This window comes from Brevibacillus composti (assembly GCF_016406105.1).
In the GTDB taxonomy this organism is placed as follows: Bacteria; Bacillota; Bacilli; order Brevibacillales; family Brevibacillaceae; genus Brevibacillus; species Brevibacillus composti.
This window is the reverse complement of the sequence record NZ_CP066308.1, coordinates 3814528-3833258: the sequence shown is the minus strand read 5'-3', so window position 1 is coordinate 3833258 and position 18731 is coordinate 3814528. Positions and strand designations below refer to the sequence as shown.

The window sequence follows — 18731 nt, the reverse complement described above, 5'->3', positions numbered from 1 at the left end:
CAGGATGTGGGGATATCTGTGACAACCGAGAAACCGCTCAAACCTTTTACAAAGAGAGCTGTCCAGCTTATTCGGCAGATTCCGGAGGGGAAGGTCATGACCTACGGCCAAATCGCAGCGCTCGCGGGCAGTCCGCGCGGTGCCAGGCAAATCGTCAGAATCCTTCATTCGATGAGCAAAAAACACCGGCTGCCCTGGCATCGGGTGATCAATGCAGCGGGCCAAATCAGCTTGCAGGACGACGAGTTTCGAATGACCCAGCTTATGCTGCTGCGCGGAGAGGGTGTCGAGGTGTCGGACAGCGGCTCTGTCGATCTAGCACGCTATCAATACCATCCGGAATAAAAAAGAAACACAAGAGGTGTCAGCCGCCATGATGCGAGAACCTCGGCGAAACAGATACAGGCATCCGCTGCAATCGGATGCCTGTTTGCGTGGTCTATTGGTATCTTTCTTTGAATGCGATTTGAAAAAATAAAAAAACCAAGCTTCTCTCCGCGATACGCTTGATTCTCTACCGCTACTGACGCGGAAAATCATCCGAAAGTTGCAAAAAGAGGCAGCGGGATGCGCGGGAGGCAGCGCCACAAAATTATTGTGGAAATTTCTTGCATCGGGCTTTTGTACGTTATATGATGAAAAAGGGAATGTATGTTCGTTATAAAAGGAAAGGAGGCGCGGCGATGAACAGATGCGGATGGGTCACGCAAGATCCTCTCTACCTCGATTACCACGACAAGGAGTGGGGAGTGCCTGTCTACGATGACCGGCTGCTCTTTGAATTCCTCAACCTGGAGGGTGCGCAGGCGGGGCTGAGCTGGCTTACTATTTTGAAAAAAAGAGAGAACTATCGGCAGGCCTTTGACAAGTTTGAGCCGGAGAAGATCATTCGGTATGACCAGCGAAAGTTGGACGAGCTCATGCAAAATGAAGGCATCGTGCGGAACAAGCTGAAAATTCAAGCCGTCGTGACCAATGCCAAGGCGTATTTTCAGGTGGCGGAGGAGTTTGGCTCGTTTTCCGCTTACCTGTGGTCTTTTGTCGACGGCAAGCCGATTCAGAACCATTTCCGATCGATGAGCGAGGTGCCGGCTTCCACAGAGTTGAGCGACCGCCTGAGCAAGGACTTGAAACGGCGTGGGTTCAAGTTTGTCGGCTCGACGATCTGCTACGCGTTTATGCAGGCAGTCGGAATGGTAAATGATCATCTTGTCGATTGCATCTGCTACCCGGGAAATGAGGCAAAGCAAGACAGCTGACAGGATAGCGACGGCTGTATACCTAAGGAAAAGAGGAATGTTTATGGAACCCAAATTCGTAAGCCTGGACGCGATGTATCTGACGGGAATCGCCACCCGGACGACAAATGCAGAGGAAATGAGCGAAGCTGGAAAAATTGCCGGTTTATGGGAGCAGTTTTTCGCCACGGGCGTCACCGGGCGGATCGGCGATATCAAACAGCCCCACTATACGTATACCTTGTACGCCCAGTACGAAAATGGCGCGCAGGGCGAATACACGGTGCTCATCGGTCATGAAGCGCATGCGGCGGATGGTGCGGAGGAGGGGCTCGAGGCCATCGCGGTGCCTGCGGCCAAATACGCCGTCTTCACTACCGAGCGAGGACCGGTCGGAGAGGTCGTGACCGAGGCCTGGCAAAAAATTTGGGCGTGATCCGCGACGGCGGCAGAACGCCGCACTTTCACCGGGGACTTTGAACGGTACGATGGCCGTGATTTTAACCCGCAGGATGCCGTGGTCCAGATATTCGTAGCGGTGGAGTAACGCTTTGTTGACAGTCATGCTATGGGGACATCCACCTGCACTATACACAATCGCATAAAGGCCATATTGCCAATGGTCTTACACCCGCTCGCGCAGCGACCGCTTTCCTGTAACAAGGAAGAGAGGTCGCTGTTTTTTGCTTCGAGACCCCGGTTGGAAAGCATATGAAAAGGGTCTGGGGAACGGCGGCCGGAATCATTTGCGAATGACCCCGAGGTTTTTGTTCGATTGGATAAATTCACAAACGAAAGAGGAATTTCCAAAGATGAAAAGAAGAAATGTTCTTATGACGATTTGATTAATTATCCGAAAGTAATGAGAGAATCCGATCATGTTCTCATACAAGAGGGGAAAGGAGCAAAAGGTGGACGTCAAGGAAAGTCATCAGTTGAGAAATGAAGTGCATTTGAGTCAACTGGCTTCAGTAGGCCAAATTGCGGCGGGAATTGCCCACGAGGTAAAGAACCCCCTCACAGCGGTAAAGGGCTTTTTGCAACTTCTCAAAGAAAACCATGATGAGATGTACGTGGAAATTGCCCAGTCGGAATTACAGAATGCTCTGGCAACGCTGGAAAATTTATTGCACGTATCAAAACCTGATCTGGAAAATGAACCCCATCAAACGGTCAACCTCTCCGTCGAACTGGAGGCGCTGGTCCATCTCTTTCAAGACCAGATTTATCGCGTCCAAATACATAAGCGTTTTCAAGATACGGATGCCTATGTATTCGGGAAAAGAAACCAGTTAAAAAAAGCGCTGTTCAATCTGTTGAAAAATTCTTTTGAAGCGATTCCCGAAAAAGGAACCATCACGCTCGAACACAAAGTTGTCGATGATCATGTCGTTGTTTCGATTGAAGATACCGGAACGGGCATCCCGCAGGAAAAATTATCGCTGCTTGGCACCCCGTTCTTTTCTACGAAATTGGACGGGACAGGGATGGGGCTGACCCAAGTATTCTCTGTGATTTATCAACATGGAGGGAGGATTCAGGTGTATAGCAAGGAAGGTGAAGGTACGAGGTTCGTCTTGAGCATCCCTAGGGAATCGAAAAAGATGACGCGTGGAGTGGTAAAAATGGATTTGCAACTAAGAGAGGACGAAGAATTGCGAGATTTCTTTATACATAATCGCGAAGTATTTGAAGAGTGTCTGCTATCGGAAGCTGCCAATGTGAGAGAAAAGATTGCAGAAATCCACGAAGTGGGCAATATCAATTTAGTGGCTAACGCACACAAGTTGGTTCTTTATATAGTAGATGGCCGAGTCCACGATGTCGTTTCTTTCGCGCAGCAGGAAGGGATGAGCTGGGCGAAAAATTCCCTGACGCTCGCTTTTAATCTGGAATGGATTCAGGCGGTACGCCGGGTGCTCTTGGACTTCCTGTACAATTACGACCGCATGAGAAATGAAGGCAACAGCCTGGAGAGCTTTTACAACCGTGAAAAACAGATCAACAAGCTGGTGGACCAATTTCTGAACTATTTCATTATGAGCTATTCCAACTACAAGGATCAGCTGCTTCAGGCCCAAAAAGAGCTGGTGGACAATTTATCCGTTCCGCTGCTCCCTCTTACGGCTTCCATGAGCATTCTGCCGTTGGTCGGGGCGGTTGACGAACACCGCTTGTCCACCATCGAGGACAAGGTGATTGCCCAGATCGGGGCGACGAGAATCGAGGTGCTGATCTTTGACCTCTCCGGTGTCGTCCATATGGAAACCAAGGTCATTCACCGCTTCCTCGATATTCTGGGAGGTATCTCGATGATGGGGTGCCAGGCCGTAATCACGGGAATCCGGCCGGAGATCGTGAAGACGATGATCGCCAACGGGATCACTTTTGAGAACAAAGCGATTACCAAAGGGACGCTTCAACAGGCGTTGAGCGAACAGCTCTTTAAAAAAGAATAGTCTTTCTGCAGCAGGTGCCCACTTCCGATTGCGGCGATTACGCAACCGAGGTGGGCACCACCTATATCCACCCACATATGATATCCCAAAAGATGTATGGGAGAGTCGCGTATGATGTGGGAAAACAAACTGCAAGATGAGGTGCAAAAACTCTTGCCGATTGGGGCAAAACTTGTGGGGGCGCAGGCAAAGGGGGCGCTTGATGACTCCCCCTCGCCGTTCATTCAGCTGAGTGATCTGGATGGAGATGGGGAAAAAGAACTGGCGGCCATCTATCGCTGGGTGGGAGAGACTTTTTTAACGGTATGGAAAAAAGGGCAGGATGGCTGGTATGCAGTCCAGACGCTTTCCAGCCGAAAAGCGGCCATTCGTCATTTTCAGACAGCGCCTGTCACAGGAAGAAAAAAGGCTCAGCTCATCATCGGGTGGAGGCTGGCTGGCGAGGATGCACTTGCGGGAGCAAGCAATATGACGGAGGGATCCGATCCGCTTCGGGAGGATATGGCGGCGCAGCCCGCAGCTCTGGCTGTCTATGAATGGACGCCGCGTGGGCTGGTGAACAGAGTGGGCAGCCTCCTTTCTTTCGAGGAAATCGAGGTGGACGATCTTCCGTCAGTTGCAGGCGGCGATGGCGTCCATGAAATTATCCTATGGCAGCGCGAGCCCGGCGTGGCCGGGGGCCCCCATGCCAATATCTACAAGTGGAACGGCAGCGAGCTGTCGCTCGCAAATGACCGGTATCCGGCTTTTTTTCAGCAGCTGGCTGCATCCCTCCAGGAGAAGACGCAAGAAGAACCCGGAAGCACCCAGCTGTGGTATCAACTGGCCCGCGCCCAGCAAAAGGCTGGGCAGCCCGCCCAGGCGGTAGCGACCTTGGCCACAGCGGTGAAGTTCGGTCCATCTGCCAAGCAGGAATGGGAAGGATTCATCCGTTTGATTCGGAGGGAATTGGAGTCCAGGGCTATGGCTGCGCTCTTTCCGGCCTCGGTAAAGACGGCGGAGGGCGTGAAGTGGGGGTACATCGACGGAAGCGGGCGCTTTGTGATCCAGCCACATTACGAATATGCCGAGGACTTCCAGCAAAATGGCCTTGCCATCGTCCAGATGAACAATCGCAGCGGACTGATCAATAAACTGGGCTCCTTTGTCGTATCGCCGGTCTATCAATCGATCGCTCCCTTCTCTGAAGGGCGGGCCGCCGTCATCGACGACCGCGGTTTTCGGGTGATCGACGAGAAGGGGAAGATCTTGACGCCCCAAGCCTACTCGTATATCGGGACGTACAAAGAGGGGCGGGCTCTCTTTAACAAGACGGATGCACAGGGCCGATCCGCATACGGGTACCTGGACCGGGACGGAAGGGAAGCAATAGGGGCCCAATACCTGGCGGCCACTGATTTTCAGGATGGCAAAGCGGTGGTGCAGGTGCGGGAAGGAGAATACGCCCTCATCGACACAAGCGGCCGGATTCTGCAGACGTATCCCTATGCCAGCGTCGGGCCGCTGGGAGACGGGCTGCTTGCTTTTGCCCGGACAGCGGATGGCCCCAAGGGCTACCTCGATGAGTCGGGGCGCGTTGTCATCGAGCCGCAATATTCCGTCGCTCTGCCTTTTGAGGACGGGCGGGCCATCGTCAATGCTTCCGCCGATTTTACCCAAAACCAGTACGGTCTGATCGACAAGACCGGCGCCTATCTGATACCGCCGGAATATAACGATTTGGAGCTATTGGGCGAGGGACGGGTCGCGCTCGGCAAAGCGATCGACCCGAATCGGCCTTATCTGGGCTCGACGTACGCCATCGCCGATGCCGATGGTCCGATCTTGACCGACTTCCTCTACGAGAACGTCGGCAGGTATAAAGAGGGCGTGGCTTCGGTGAGTGACGGGAGAAGCACCTTTTTCATCGACAGGAGGGGACAGCGGGTCTCGAATCTGCCCATCGTCCCCGGCAGCGGAACATTGACGCTGATGGGAGAGCTGGTCAAAGCGGACGTGGATCAACGGGTCTCCTACTACGATCGCAACGGGAAACGGGTCTGGCAGCAGAATACGATCATACCTCTGCGGGAGCCGTACCGGATCGTCGAACACAAGTATGCGCCCAACAAGAACTACCTCGTCTACTATCCGGAAATCAAAGGGATCGCCAATCGCGCCGCACGGGAGGCGGTCAACAATCGCCTCAAGGAGCTTTCCCAGGTCAAGCCGATCGATCCGAATGCACAGCTGGACTACAGCTACAGCGGAGATTTTGCCGTGGCCTTTTTCCGCAAACAGCTGGTAGAGCTGGAGCTGACCGGCTACAATTTCCCGTTCGGAGCGGCTCACGGCATGCCCACGCGAATCTATGTCCCGATCGATCTGGTCAGCGGGCGCATCTACAGCTTGAAAGACCTGTTCAAGCCGGGCAGTGATTACGTCCGGGTGCTGAGCGAGCTGGTCGGCAATCAAATCAGAACCAATCCGGAATATTCCTACGTATTTCCGGACAGCTACAAGGGAATCAGTCCCGACCAACCCTTCTACGTGAAGGCAGATGCGCTCTACCTCTATTTTGCTCCTTACGAAATTGCGCCGTATGCAGCGGGCTTCCCCACCTTCCGCATCCCGTTTTCGGAGATTTCCGGGATCATCGACGAGAGCGGCGAGTTCTGGAGGTCGTTCCACTGAAAGGATGTCCCTCCCTTGCGCCATCCGGCTGCATAAAAAGACGGTCCGAGACTCCTGATTAGCGTAGACCGTCCTTTTTGAAAGGGGTATGATAGATTCGATACCGTGCAGGAAAGAAAGCAGGGGAGGGGTTCAGACCATGGATGTGTACACACTGGCGAAAGCCATTCGGGAGAAGAAAATATCTCCGGTCGAAATCGTCGGCCAGACGCTGGAGGCGATAGAGAAACAGAATGAGACCCTGAACGCTTATATTACGATTTGTGCGGAACAGGCCCGGCGGGAGGCGGCCCAAGCGGAGGCCGAGATTATGCGGGGGGAGTGGAAAGGGATCTGGCATGGGATTCCGGTTGCCATCAAGGACATGATTTTTACGGAGGGCGTCCGCACGACGATGGGCTCCCAGATTTACGAGCACTTCGTACCCGCTTACAGCGCCACTGCCGTGACCAGATGGCAGCAGGCCGGAGCGATCGTCATCGGCAAAACGAATACACATGAATTTGCCTACGGGCCGACCGGAGACGTCTCCTTTTTTGGGCCGTCCCGCAATCCCCACGATCCCCGGAAAATTACAGGGGGCTCAAGCGGCGGTTCCGGTGCAGCGGTAGCAGCCGGGCTGGCTTATGCCGCCTTGGGGACGGATACGGGCGGATCGGTGCGGATTCCGGCGGCCGCCTGCGGCATCGTCGGGATGAAGCCGACCTTTGGCCGTGTCAGCAAGTACGGCGCGTTTGACCTCGGCTATACGCTGGACCATGTTGGCCCGATGACCAAAAGCGTCAGGGACAATGCGTCGCTCTTGCAACTGCTGGCGGGCTACGATGAAAACGATCCCTATACGCTCACCCAGCCAGCTGATGATTACGCGGCGCTGCTCGGCGAGAGCGTGCGCGGAAAAGTGATCGGCTTGCCCCTCTGGTACTACCAGCATGTCGAAGAGGAAATCAAGCAGGCGATCCAGCAGGTGGCTGCCGTATACCGGGAGCTGGGCGCGGAGATTCGGGAAGTGGATCTGCCGGGGATCGATGAACTGATGCAGGGACAGCGGATTACGATTCAGGCGGAAGCTGCGGCAATCCACGAGCGGACCTTGCGCGATCACGCGGATGCGCTGCAGCCGGAAGTGCGCGAGCGACTGATGGACAGCACAGACGTGCGGGGCTACCAATACGTGCAGGTGCAACAGCGCCGCGGCCAGTTGCTGGCGCAGTTTAACGAGGTGTTCCGTGAGGCGGATGTCCTGTTGACGCCGACCTTGCCAATTCTGCCGACAGATATCGGGCAGCGGGACATCATGATCGGCGATCATCCGGACGGGGTTCGTCCGGCTCTGCTGCGGCTGACCTCGCCGACCAATTTTACCGGCAATCCGAGTCTCTCTGTGCCCTGCGGCTTTTCGCAGACGGGCTTGCCGATCGGCTTCCAACTGATCGGGGAGCATGGGCAGGAGGCGAAGCTGTACCAGTTTGGCTATGCCTATGAGACAGCGACCGGCGCCATCGAAAAGTGAGCATGGGCCGGAGATGGCCGATTATTACAAATTAGAGAAAAACGTCGAAAATCCATTTACAGACGGGCCTGAAACATGGTTTATATGAGAGTCGGGACGAAAATAATGCCGTGGATGCCCGCTCGATCATGAGGGGAACCAGGGGTTTCAGCGTGAGTAAGGGAATGATCCGGGGATTGTCTTCCATGGGGTGCTGCATAAAGCAAGCTGTCCGGTGCGAGTCGTTCCCCGGCGAATACCATAGACGCTCCTCCTTGGGGGGATCGTAGCACCGAGGAAAGACACTTTTCCCGGGAAGCGCAGCACCCATGAAAAAAGCCGTGAAGCTCACGGCTTTCTTTTATGGATATCGATAGAAAAACTTGTGGAGATGGGAGAGGGGAGTTCCTGTTTTCTGGTAGTGATGGGATCTGTCGGGTTTATGAAACGGTGTCGTACAATGTTTGTTGTGCGACAAAGAAAGGGGATATTTGAACTGTGGCAAAAGACAGCTTACTCACAAACGAATGGGTTCAAATAAAAAACGGAAACCTTACCGACGAACAGGCGATTTCGCTTTTTTTACACATCCGGACGAACTCCGCCTATACCTTTCGCAACTATCAGAGAGCCATCGCTCAATTCCGTGCGTTTATCTCCTACAAACCGCTTCGCGAAGTGACCTGGAAAGATATCGAGTCCTACCAATACAGCTTGTCCAAAGGTCCTGGCGGCAAAAGGGGCCAACCGTTGGCGCCGGCGACGGTGGCCAGTCTGCTTGCTCCCCTGCGCTCCCTCTACAAATGGGGATGCGACCCGAATCTGAAGCTGTTTCCGCAGGACCCCACTTCGTCGACGCGCTCTCCCAAAGTACCAGTCACGAGCAAACATCACTTTTTGACACAGAGGGAAACCGTCCTCTTTCTGAACCAGCTAAAAGCGCAAGGAGCGCGGGATTATCTGATCGGCCTGACTCTCGTGCTGCTGGGATTGCGCGTGTCCGAACTGACGCATATGCGGTGGAAGGATTTTTATACCGATCCAGCCGAATCCTCGATCTGGCTCTCCGTCGAGCGGGGAAAGGGCGGCAAGCAACGGGACGTAAAAGTTCCACAGAACTTGTGGCAATTGTACAAAGAATACGCCGAGACTTTTCCCGCGAAAAATGTTGAGGATCGCGTGTTCCCGCTGTCTGTGCGGCAAGTGGAACGCATCATCCAAATCTCCCGGGAGAACAGCAAGATCGGGAAAAAAGTCACGCCACATTGGCTTCGCCATACGAATGCGACCCTTGCCCTGCTGGGCGGTGCCTCTCTTCAGCAAGTGCAAGAGAATTTAGGGCATGCGTCGATCACGACCACCCAGCGTTATTTGCATACGGTCGAACAATTGCAAAAGGCAGCTCCCGACTTTGTCGAGAACTGCCTGAAAGAAGCACTGAGTCTAAAGCAATAGGATATTGCTCACAATGATAGTTGATAGAATTGGGACAATTATCTATAATTGGGTTGAATTTTGTTGAATTTTGTCGCACAACAAACATTGTACGACAAAGAGAGGTCAGCGGGACCTAACGCATACAAATTGTCGCTTCTTTCAGCCGTTTTGACCCGTTGAAATCAGTTGGAACTTGTAGTGACGTACTAACGAACCGGTAAGGGGTGTGGGTGATGAAGCGGAAAGTCACGATTGGGCAAAAACTGATTGGCGGTTTTTTAAGTATTGCACTGCTGCTGGCGTTGACGGCAGGAGTAGCGTATATCTACTTTACGGAGGTAGACGAGTCCTACTCGGACCTGGTGGACAGGCGGGCAGTTATCTTGCGGCATGCGCAAAGCCTGCAGGTGCTCTCCGTAAAACAGTCCAACAGCTTGCGGGGATATGTCATGACGGGGGAAAAAGAGTTTGCCGTCAATCTGCAAAGCTATGAACAACAGGCTCAGGAAGTCATGAAGAATATGGAGGCCCTTCTTCAGAGCGATGAGAATAAACAAGTATTGCAGGAGTTTGCCAAAGCAAGCGAGGACTTTAAAAAGGAGTACACGAAACTTCTGCAGATGATAGACAGGCAGGAAGATTCGGCGAAAGTGACCGAGTACTTCATGCAGCAGGTCCTGCCTCTCGGAAGGAAATTGGAACCGGTGATTGACCAGATCGTGACCAGTCAGCTGCAATCGATGGAGGAAGGCAGCAGGGCCAACTCGGCAGCTGTGGACACGGCCACGGCCAACCTCGTCTGGTTCAGCGCGGGGGCATTGGTGCTCTCTATTCTGATCGGCTACTTCATGTCGCGGATGATCGCCAAACCGATCGTTCAGGTCGCCCGGGCGGCGGAACTGGTGGCGGCAGGGGATTTGACCCAGGACGAGCTTCGCGTGAAAAACAATGACGAGATCGGGGAGATGGCTCGCTCCTTTAACCACATGGCGGCCAATCTGCGCAATCTGATTCAACAAATCAACATCGGCGCGGAGAATGTCGCAGCCTCTTCAGAAGAACTGTCAGCCAGTGCCGAGCAAACCAGCCTGGCTTCGGAAACGATCAGCTCCGGCATTCAGGAAGTGGTGTTGACGGCGGAGAAACAGGCCAGAGGCGCGGAAGAAAGCGTGGAGGCCATGAATGAGATGGCGCTGGGGATCGAGCACATCGCCGAACAGACGGAAATGACGTCGTCTTTGTCGCGGCAGGCATCGCAAAAATCAGAAGAAGGAAACCGAACGATTCAGCAGGCGATTTCCCAAATGGATGCGCTGGATCATACGATTCAAGAATTGGCAAAAGCGGTGCAGGACATGGGCGATCACTCTCAGCAGGTGGGCAAGATCGTCGAGGTCATCTCCGGGATCGCCACGCAAACCAATCTGCTGGCACTAAATGCGGCGATCGAAGCGGCCAGAGCGGGCGAACACGGGCGAGGTTTTGCCATCGTCGCCGATGAGGTGCGCAAGCTGGCGGAAGAGTCGGCTCGTTCCGCCGACCAGATTATCCAGTTGATTGGCGCCATGCAGAAAAACACCGAGCAGACGGTCGAGCGCATGGAAAAGGGGATTTCCGAAGTGGAAGAGAGCATTCAGACCGTACATACAGCAGGTGAACAGTTTAGCGAGATCAAATCGTACGTCGAGCAGGTATCGGAGAGGGTTCAGGCCATCACTGCCGCTTCCAGACAAATTGCTGCCAGCAGCCAGCACGTCACGGCATCCGCCCACATGATTCTGGACGGTTCCCGAACGGTGGCAGCCAGCTCGCAAAATGTATCGGCTGCCTCAGAGGAACAGCTCAGCAGCGTGGAGGAAGTCACTTCCTCGGCTGAATCTCTGGCCGAAATGGCGGAAGAGCTGCGCTCCTTGGTGGCTCGATTCCGCGTCTAGCGGTGTCTAGCGGTCTGTGAGCGGGAGTTTGGCGGATCGCCGGATCTAGGCCGGACGTCTGTTGATCTCCTCCTGCACGACGAAGGCCAGGTCATCATTCCCGAAGAGAGAAAGGACGCCGAGCAAGGTCTGATCCGGTATCTCCTCCGCTTCTTCTTTTGGCACCGTGAGCTCCACCATTTGCTGCAGCAGCGGGTTGGCAGTCTGCCCAGGATAGGCCCGGCGGTACAGTTCGTGTGCATCCAGTCCGTGATTGACGCACCACTGGGCAAACACGAGGATCATCATGCCCTCGTCACGCTGGTAGTTTTCCACGATTTTCTCTTCCCATTTTTTTCGATCCATGTCCGTCTCCTTTGCGTGTATTGGTCGATGCGGTTGGTTTGCGGCCGAATGGTGATGTTTCCTTTCACTCATCCATTGTAGAGAGAGTCAGGAGCACGGGCAAGTGAGGAGTCGGACAATCGCTTGAAAAAAGGTGCGGGGGTACATGCCCCCGCACCTTTTTTGACCCCTAAGCCAATCCCTCTACCTCTCCATCCTCATTGAGAAACACAGATTCCGCTGCGGGCTTTTTGGGTAGACCGGGCATCGTGACGAGGCTGCCCGTCAACACCACGAGGAAGCCTGCGCCTTGGGAAATGCGGATTTCGCTGACCTGTATCGTAAAATCGGACGGCGCTCCGAGCTGGTCGGGCTGATCCGAAAACGAATAAGGCGTCTTGGCCATGCAAACCGGGAAATGGGAGAGGCCCATCTCTTCGGCTTTCCGCATGGTCTGCAGGGCTGCTTTGGAGAAGCGGACACCGGCTCCCCGATACAGCTTGGTCACGATCCTCTCGATTTTTTCGCGGATCGGGAGCTGGTCCTCGTACAAATACGTAAAGGAAGAGGCGGACTGTGCAGCTTGAATCACTTTTTCAGCCAGATCGATGCCGCCTTCGCTGCCCTCCGCCCAGACGCGGGAGAGCGCGACGTCCGCTCCGAGCTTTTGGCACAGGGCGATTACTTCGCTTTGCTCCTGCTCGGTGTCCGTATGGAAGCTGTTGAGCGCGATCACGACAGGAACGCCAAAGGAACGGAGGTTTTCCACATGCCTTTGGACGTTGGCGAAGCCGGCACGCAAAGCATCCAGATTCTCCTCATGCAGCTGGGCAACCGGAATGCCGCCATTGTATTTCAAGGCGCGAACGGTGACGACCAGGACAGCGGCAGAGGGAGTCAGCCCCGCTTTTCGGCATTTGATGTTAAAGAATTTCTCCGCGCCCAGATCGGCCCCGAAGCCCGCTTCGGTTACAACGTAGTCGGCCAGCTTCAGCCCCAGCCGGGTGCCGATGACGCTGCTGCAGCCGTGGGCGATGTTGGCAAAAGGTCCGCCGTGCACAATCACCGGGGTGCCCTCCGCCGTCTGCACCAGATTGGGTTTCAAGGCGTCTTTCAACAGGACACACATGGCGTCAACGGCTCGGATATCGGCGGGTGTCACCGGCTTGTCATCCAGATCGTATCCGATGATGATCTTGCCCAGCCGGTCGCGCAGATCCGCCAGGCTTTCGCTGAGGCAGAGAATCGCCATGATCTCCGAGGCGGTGGTAATCAAAAAGCCGTCCTCTCTGGTTTGTCCATTTCCGTCTCCCAGCCCGATCACGATGTTGCGCAGGGCGCGGTCATTCATGTCCATGGCACGCTTCCAGACGATTTTTTTCGGATTCAGCCTGCGCTCATTGCCGTGATGAATGTGGTTGTCAATCATCGCCGCAAGCAGGTTGTGGGCCGAGGTGATGGCGTGAATATCACCCGTAAAGTGGAGATTGATCTCGTCGGCGGGAAGAATCTGGGCCCGGCCGCTGCCGGTGGCTCCTCCCTTCATCCCGAGACAGGGTCCCAGCGAAGGCTCCCGGAGGGCGGCGATAGCTCTCTTGCCCAGTTTGTTCAATGACTGCGACAAGCCGATGGTCGTCAAGGTCTTGCCCGCTCCTGCCGGATTGGGGTTCATCGCAGTGACCAGGACCAGTTTGCCGTCAGGCCGGTCCTTCACCTTTTCCCACAGCTCAGGAGAGAGCTTGGCCTTGTACTTTCCGTATAGCTCCAAATCCTCTTCGTGAATATCCACAAGCTTGGCAATGTCGGCGATAGGTTTCATAAAATGGATGCCTCCATAGAATGCTTTTTTTCGATCATATTCTATTTCAACAGAGGGGGTCTGATGTCCTTGAAAAATTCTGAACAGCTTCCCGGTATGCTTCCGCAAAACGCTGGATTCCTTCCTCGATCGACTTCTCTTCCGCCCGGCCAAAAGTAAAACGGATGGCATGCTTGTCTGTGCCCAGCACATTTCCGGGTACAAAGACGACTCCGCGGCGGATGGCCTCTGTCAACACCGCATTCCCGTCCAGCTCATTGCGGAACCGGCACCAGAGATGAATGCCTCCTTCGGGGAGGAACAGCTCTACCTCATTCCCCAGCTTTTCCCGGAGTGCTTTGACAAAGCGTTCGCGTCTTGCGTGCAGCGCTGCCCGCAAATGATCCATATGTCCCTCGTAGTCGGGGGAGCGCAAAAACTGGTGGGCGACCCACTGCGGAAAGATGCTGTGGCCAAAATCAACCTGTTGCTTGGCGTCGGCGAGGCGTTCGATCACCGTCTGAGGGCCGATCACCCAGCCGATCCGCAGTCCGGAAGCGATGATTTTGGTCAAGGAGCTGATGTAGAGGACGGTGCCATTTCGGTCCAGGGATTTCAAGGTAGGGACAGGTGTCCCGGAAAAAGCGGTCATGGAATACGGATCATCCTCGATCACCGGTATGCCCAGTTCGGCAGACAGCTCCAGCACGCGCTGCTTACGTGCCGGGGAGAGTGTCGCTCCCGTCGGATTTTGAAAATGAGGGTTGAGAAAGACCATTTTCAGGCGATGCTCGCGATGCAGGGCGAGGATATCATCCGGATTGATTCCGTCCCGATCTACCGGCAGATAACATAGTTTCAACCCGGCAGAGCGAAAGGAGCGCAAGGAGTAGCAATAAGACGGGTCCTCGATGGCAACGGCGTCACCCGGTTTTAGCAGACATTGGATTACCAGGTACAGCGCCTGCTGCGCTCCGGACGTGATCAGGATCGAAGAAGGCGTGGCATTGATGCCGCGCTCCTGTCTGACGTGTTCGGCGATGATCGCTCGCAGCTCAGGGCTTCCCTGCGGGTGGTCGTAGCCAAGCTGCCAGTCAAAAGGCTGCTCAGACAGGATGCGGCGAAAGGAGGCTGCCGGGAAGAGATCAGGAGACAGCTCCCCGCTGGCGAAGTCGATCAGATCGTGATCCAGCGTCTCTTTGCGAATGTGGCGGAGCAGCGGGGCATTGGGCAAAAAAGCGCCGTTTTCCACCAGTTTTGGCCAGTTTGGCAGGCGATGGCGGGCCAATCCCCAGATGTCGCTGCTGACCCGGGAGCCGCTCCCCTGCATTCGTTCGATAAGCCCGAGAGCCCTCAGTTCTTCATAGGCGGAGACGACAGTGCTGCGGTTGACGTTCCATTCTTTGGCCAGTGTCCGTTCGGATGGCAGCTTGCTGCCTGGCGGAAACTCCCCGCTGGAGATTCGCCTCTCGAGATCCTGCGCAATTTGTTTGTAGAGAGCCGGGCGCCGTCTTTTGGGCTCATTCCAAACAGGCATAGGGAAACCTCCCTTCGAATCTGCATTCTTACCTCTAAGGATAGGGAAGTGGATGGTCAAAATAAACCCCAACTGGATGGTGTTTTTGTGACAAAGTCGACGGATAATGAAAAGTGGAAAGAGGGCATCGTTGCCAAAATGCAAAAAAAGAAAGAAGAGTGAGGCAGTCATGACAACTCCGATGATACTCGTGATTGTAATTATGGCTGTAGGCCTGGTCGCCACACTGCTGGTCGGCTTTGGCCCCAAAGACAAGCCATACGGTTCCAAAGCTCTCGGTCATTGGAAAAGGATGGGGGTCTACTATGGCTTGTGTGCCGTACTCCTGATCGTGATTTTTCTATATGTATTTACCTGAGTTGTGCGTGTCATCCACGCGAGGACATGTGCCCACGAAAGGGTAGGAAGAAGGCTCCGCCGAAAAACAGGCGGAGCCTTTTCGTTTTGCCTGCGGTCTCCTTCAAACCATCGGCTCGGCGTGCGGGGCCGAACGGTTTTGCCGATACAGCGAAAGATCCGGGTGCGTGCCGGCCACAATCACATCCCGCAGCATTTTAGCCAGCATCATGCTATAAACAATCCCGCTATCCCCATAAGCAAATAAAAAATACCAGTCCGGGTACTCATCGTAGATGCCGATCATCGGCAAGCCGTCGTTCGTCCCCCCGTAAAAGGCAGCCAGATAATAGGCGGGTTGCAGATGCAGACCGGGAAAAAGTTGGCGGCATGCCTGGAGCAGCTTGTTCTTTTTTTGGGTCAGCAGGGAATTCCGCTTGTCCGCCGAAGCCGTCGTCTCATCCAGTCCGCCGATGATGACCCGGTTATCCTTGGTCGTGCGCATATAGATGTAGGGGCGGGCGGTTTCCCAGATGAGGGTCCGCTTGTACCATGCCGACAAGTCGTGTACCGGCTGGGTGATCACTGCATATGTACTGATGACGGATGCTTTTTTCTCGCGCTTGAACTCAGGGTCCCTCACACCCGGCGGCCACGATCACATTACGGGCTCGGATCCGATGTCCCCGCTCCGTCAGGATCAGACTGCTCCCGTCCTTTTCCCTCTTTCTTCCCGTCACTTTGGTGTTTTCAAAGATGCGAACGCGGCTTGCCCGCGCTTTTTCGAGCAGTCCCAGCGTAAAGGTGTACGGATTCAGCTCCGCTTCGCCATAGCTGTAGATGGCGGCGGGGCGGGAAAAGGGGTAGTGCCGGCTGAGCTGTTTTTCTTCCCAGTACTCCACCGCAAAGCCGTGCCGCTTCAAAATCTCGTAATCCTTTCGCAGTTGGTCTACATCCTTATCCGAGCTGGCGTAGTACAAGCTGTCCCGGCGCAGAAATTCGGCGTCGAGGCCTGGACAGCTATAAAAAAGGGACAGAGGCGGCCAATGAAGACCGGGCTCCGGAAGAGCGGATCTATGTCACCGGATGGAATGTCGAACCCTTCTATGATGAAAAAACACATACGCTCGAGTGGTCCATGCTCGGGGAGGATGCACAGAAAAACCCTTTGGTAAACTACAATGTCCAGATGCTGACGCGCAAAGGTTTTGTCTCCTTTTTGCTGATTACTGATCCGGCTCATCTGGATCAGGATAAGAAAACATTGAAAGAAGCCATCATCCCTACTTTTCATGTCAAAGAAGGAAACCGCTACGAAGATTTTGACGCTTCGACGGACAAAGTCGCCGAGTTTGGATTGGACGGATTCGTCCTGGGCGGGCTGGGCGTGGCGCTGGCGAAAAAAGCGGGCTTGCTCGGGGTCTTGTTGTTGTTCTTGAAAAAGGCTGGGTCCTGATCGTCGTTGCGATCGGGGCGATCGGAAAATTCCTGTTTGGGCGGAAAAAGAAGACGGAGAGTACGGCCGGAGGCGAGTTCTCCGCCGAACAGCCACTATCGACGGAGGAGACAGGGGAGCACTCCCCGACCGATCAGGGGGAAAGACCGCCGACCCAACAGCCGCCATCGATGTAAAGCGGGTTGGGGAGCATCGCGAAAAAGTAAAAAGGAAAGGCACCGAGGGCATATGCCGTCTCGGTGCCTTTTTTCACGTAAAGGCCTTCTATAACCCCCTTTAATGGGTTACAGTAATTGCCGACTGAAAGCCCACGGTTTAATCGTGGGATGAAAGACGGCTTGGCCCGAACATCCCTGTACGGGATGAGCAGAGCAAACTCTCAACATGTGTGCGAGTATGTTTCTTTTTGTCAGTTTGTTGTAGTTTAATCGCAAAACTGATACGGTGTTTGTATGGGACAAGAATATAGACGTACAGCTAACACAGTATCTTTAATCAATTATCATTTCGTTTTCTGCGCACGTTATCGAAGAAAAGTATTCGTGAAGCAGGTGGGAATTCGATTCAAGGAAATACTTGAAAAAATATGCCAAGAGAATGACTGGCATATCTTGGCATTGGGAGTGATGTCAGATCATGTCCATCTTTTCATAAACTGTCTTCCCACCCATTCTCCATCAGACGTTATGGCAAAAGTGAAAGGAGTGACTTCTCGAATACTAAGGCAAGAATTCGAGCATCTTGCTCATTTGCCTAGTCTGTGGACACGCTCTTATTTCGTCAGTACAGCAGGAAACGTATCAAGTGAAACTGTAAAGCGTTATGTGGAAGAACAAAAGAAAAGGGGGTGAAACATGCAAGCCTTAACCGTTAAGATTCGCATATTTCCTGATCAACCAGATCTTCTTTGCCAGTTAGGTAAAGAGTATGTTCGGGTAGTTAACCAACTGAGTGAACAGGCGGAACAACTTGGAGTGTTTCCGAAAGTGACAACCAAAGATGTAGAATCCAACCTTCCCTCTGCTGTCTGTAATCAAGCCATTCGTGATGCCGAGCGTGTGTACCGAAAAATGAAGAAGTTGGGCATTCGCCCAATTCTTAAAAAACCTGTCTATTTTATCAACAATCAAAACTATTCTATCTCTGAAAATACAGTTGCCTTTCCTATCGTTCTTGATGGTAAGACAAAGAAGACAGCATTTCGTGCGAATCCAACGTATCGGGATATGGAGTTGTTATGTAAAGCCAGGCTTGGACTGATGCGAATCGTTGAAAAATCAGGAAAATGGTACGCTCAAATTTCGTTAGAAGTTCCAACCGCCGAATCGAACGGTGAACACATGATGGGTATTGATCTTGGTCTGAAAGTTCCTGCAGTTGCTGTAACATCCACGGGGAAGACCAGATTTTTTGGAAATGGCAGACAGAACAAGTACATACGCAGAAAGTACCAGCAACGGAGGCGTAAATTAGGTAGACTCAAAAAGTTGTCTGCCATTCGGAAACTTGGGAACAAGGAACAACGTTGGATGAAAGACCAAAATCATAAGATCAGTCGTCAAATTGTCAATACAGCGGTTCAAGAAGGCGTGTCAATTATCAAGCTTGAACGACTAGAGAATATTCGCAAGACGGCAAGAACAAGCCGTAAACACGCAAAGAATCTGCATCGTTGGACTTTCTATCAGCTGCAACAATTCATCTCCTACAAAGCAAGCCTTTTCGGCATAAAGGTTGTGAAGGTTAATCCTGCCTACACTTCTCAATCTTGTCCTGTCTGCGGGGAGAGAAACCAGGGAAGAGACAGAAAGTACGAATGTTCATGCGGATTCCATGCTCATCGTGATCGGGTTGGAGCGATGAATATCATGCGTCAACCTGTGACAGATGGTAACAGTCTGTCAGCCTAAGATGCTATACGCACTGTCTTAGGACGGGCTGATGAGACAGCCCTGAACTTGGGGGAACTACGGATAGCAGAAATGCACTTCCGACTACCACCCAAGAATCCTACGGATACCAAAGGCGTCAGCTTGCGGCTTTAGCC

At 53.6% G+C, this 18731-nt stretch carries 17 protein-coding genes; 12 read left to right on the top strand and 5 right to left on the bottom strand.

The window, feature by feature from the left end; translation table 11 throughout:
- The first annotated feature begins 18 nt into the window (after nt 1–18).
- The 8 genes from JD108_RS19245 to JD108_RS19210 all read left to right on the top strand — a co-directional run bounded on the left by JD108_RS19245 (nt 19) and on the right by JD108_RS19210 (nt 11233).
- A complete protein-coding gene (locus JD108_RS19245; RefSeq protein ID WP_198827564.1) occupies nt 19–345 on the top strand; it encodes an MGMT family protein in 327 nt (108 codons plus the stop codon).
- 338 nt (nt 346–683) lie between these two features.
- The gene (locus JD108_RS19240; RefSeq protein ID WP_198827563.1) at nt 684–1259 is read left to right on the top strand and encodes a DNA-3-methyladenine glycosylase I; all 576 of its coding nucleotides are present in this window, start codon (nt 684–686) and stop codon (nt 1257–1259) included.
- Between the two features lie 43 nt (nt 1260–1302).
- On the top strand, nt 1303–1674 hold the full coding sequence (locus JD108_RS19235) for a GyrI-like domain-containing protein (RefSeq protein WP_228728214.1): 372 nt from the start codon (nt 1303–1305) through the stop codon (nt 1672–1674).
- Nucleotides 1675–2149: 475 nt separating this feature from the next.
- Nucleotides 2150–3697, top strand: a complete 1548-nt coding sequence (locus JD108_RS19230) for an ATP-binding protein (protein ID WP_228728213.1) — start codon at nt 2150–2152, stop codon at nt 3695–3697.
- A gap of 111 nt (nt 3698–3808) precedes the next feature.
- On the top strand, nt 3809–6370 hold the full coding sequence (locus tag JD108_RS19225; protein WP_228728212.1) for a WG repeat-containing protein: 2562 nt from the start codon (nt 3809–3811) through the stop codon (nt 6368–6370).
- A gap of 139 nt (nt 6371–6509) precedes the next feature.
- Entirely contained in the window at nt 6510–7883 is a 1374-nt protein-coding gene (locus JD108_RS19220) for an amidase (RefSeq protein WP_198827561.1), read from the top strand.
- A 477-nt stretch (nt 7884–8360) separates the two neighbouring features.
- Complete coding sequence (locus tag JD108_RS19215) at nt 8361–9317, top strand: tyrosine-type recombinase/integrase (RefSeq protein ID WP_198827560.1); 957 nt, start codon at nt 8361–8363, stop codon at nt 9315–9317.
- A gap of 215 nt (nt 9318–9532) precedes the next feature.
- Entirely contained in the window at nt 9533–11233 is a 1701-nt protein-coding gene (locus JD108_RS19210) for a methyl-accepting chemotaxis protein (RefSeq protein WP_198827559.1), read from the top strand.
- Between the two features lie 45 nt (nt 11234–11278).
- Here JD108_RS19210 and JD108_RS19205 read toward each other — a convergent pair whose 3' ends face one another.
- The 3 genes from JD108_RS19205 to pdxR form a co-directional block, all read right to left on the bottom strand.
- Nucleotides 11279–11578 (bottom strand): hypothetical protein, encoded by a 300-nt coding sequence (locus tag JD108_RS19205; RefSeq protein ID WP_198827558.1) that lies wholly within the window; start codon nt 11576–11578, stop codon nt 11279–11281.
- Nucleotides 11579–11747: 169 nt separating this feature from the next.
- A complete protein-coding gene (locus JD108_RS19200; protein WP_198827557.1) occupies nt 11748–13376 on the bottom strand; it encodes a formate--tetrahydrofolate ligase in 1629 nt (542 codons plus the stop codon).
- A 46-nt stretch (nt 13377–13422) separates the two neighbouring features.
- A complete protein-coding gene (pdxR, locus tag JD108_RS19195) occupies nt 13423–14892 on the bottom strand; it encodes a MocR-like pyridoxine biosynthesis transcription factor PdxR (protein WP_198827556.1) in 1470 nt (489 codons plus the stop codon).
- A gap of 169 nt (nt 14893–15061) precedes the next feature.
- Between pdxR and JD108_RS19190 the strand changes: the two genes are divergently transcribed.
- Nucleotides 15062–15250, top strand: a complete 189-nt coding sequence (locus tag JD108_RS19190; RefSeq protein ID WP_198827555.1) for a hypothetical protein — start codon at nt 15062–15064, stop codon at nt 15248–15250.
- Between the two features lie 102 nt (nt 15251–15352).
- Here the strand turns inward: JD108_RS19190 and JD108_RS22630 are convergent, their stop codons facing one another.
- Both JD108_RS22630 and JD108_RS22625 read right to left on the bottom strand, forming a co-directional pair.
- The gene (locus JD108_RS22630; RefSeq protein WP_198827554.1) at nt 15353–15871 is read right to left on the bottom strand and encodes an NAD(P)/FAD-dependent oxidoreductase; all 519 of its coding nucleotides are present in this window, start codon (nt 15869–15871) and stop codon (nt 15353–15355) included.
- Nucleotides 15858–16208 carry an NAD(P)/FAD-dependent oxidoreductase gene (locus JD108_RS22625; RefSeq protein ID WP_198827553.1) on the bottom strand — a complete coding sequence of 117 codons (351 nt, stop codon included), beginning with the start codon at nt 16206–16208 and terminating at the stop codon, nt 15858–15860. Before JD108_RS22625 ends, JD108_RS22630 begins: the two co-directional genes overlap by 14 nt.
- A 17-nt stretch (nt 16209–16225) precedes the next feature.
- Here JD108_RS22625 and JD108_RS19175 point away from each other — a divergent pair, with 17 nt between their 5' ends.
- The 3 genes from JD108_RS19175 to JD108_RS19165 all read left to right on the top strand — a co-directional run bounded on the left by JD108_RS19175 (nt 16226) and on the right by JD108_RS19165 (nt 18594).
- Nucleotides 16226–16684 (top strand): DUF2167 domain-containing protein, encoded by a 459-nt coding sequence (locus JD108_RS19175; RefSeq protein ID WP_407649447.1) that lies wholly within the window; start codon nt 16226–16228, stop codon nt 16682–16684.
- Nucleotides 16685–17136: 452 nt separating this feature from the next.
- On the top strand, nt 17137–17535 hold the full coding sequence (tnpA, locus tag JD108_RS19170; RefSeq protein ID WP_198827552.1) for an IS200/IS605 family transposase: 399 nt from the start codon (nt 17137–17139) through the stop codon (nt 17533–17535).
- Between the two features lie 3 nt (nt 17536–17538).
- On the top strand, nt 17539–18594 hold the full coding sequence (locus JD108_RS19165; protein WP_198827551.1) for an RNA-guided endonuclease TnpB family protein: 1056 nt from the start codon (nt 17539–17541) through the stop codon (nt 18592–18594).
- Nucleotides 18595–18731 lie beyond the last annotated feature (137 nt).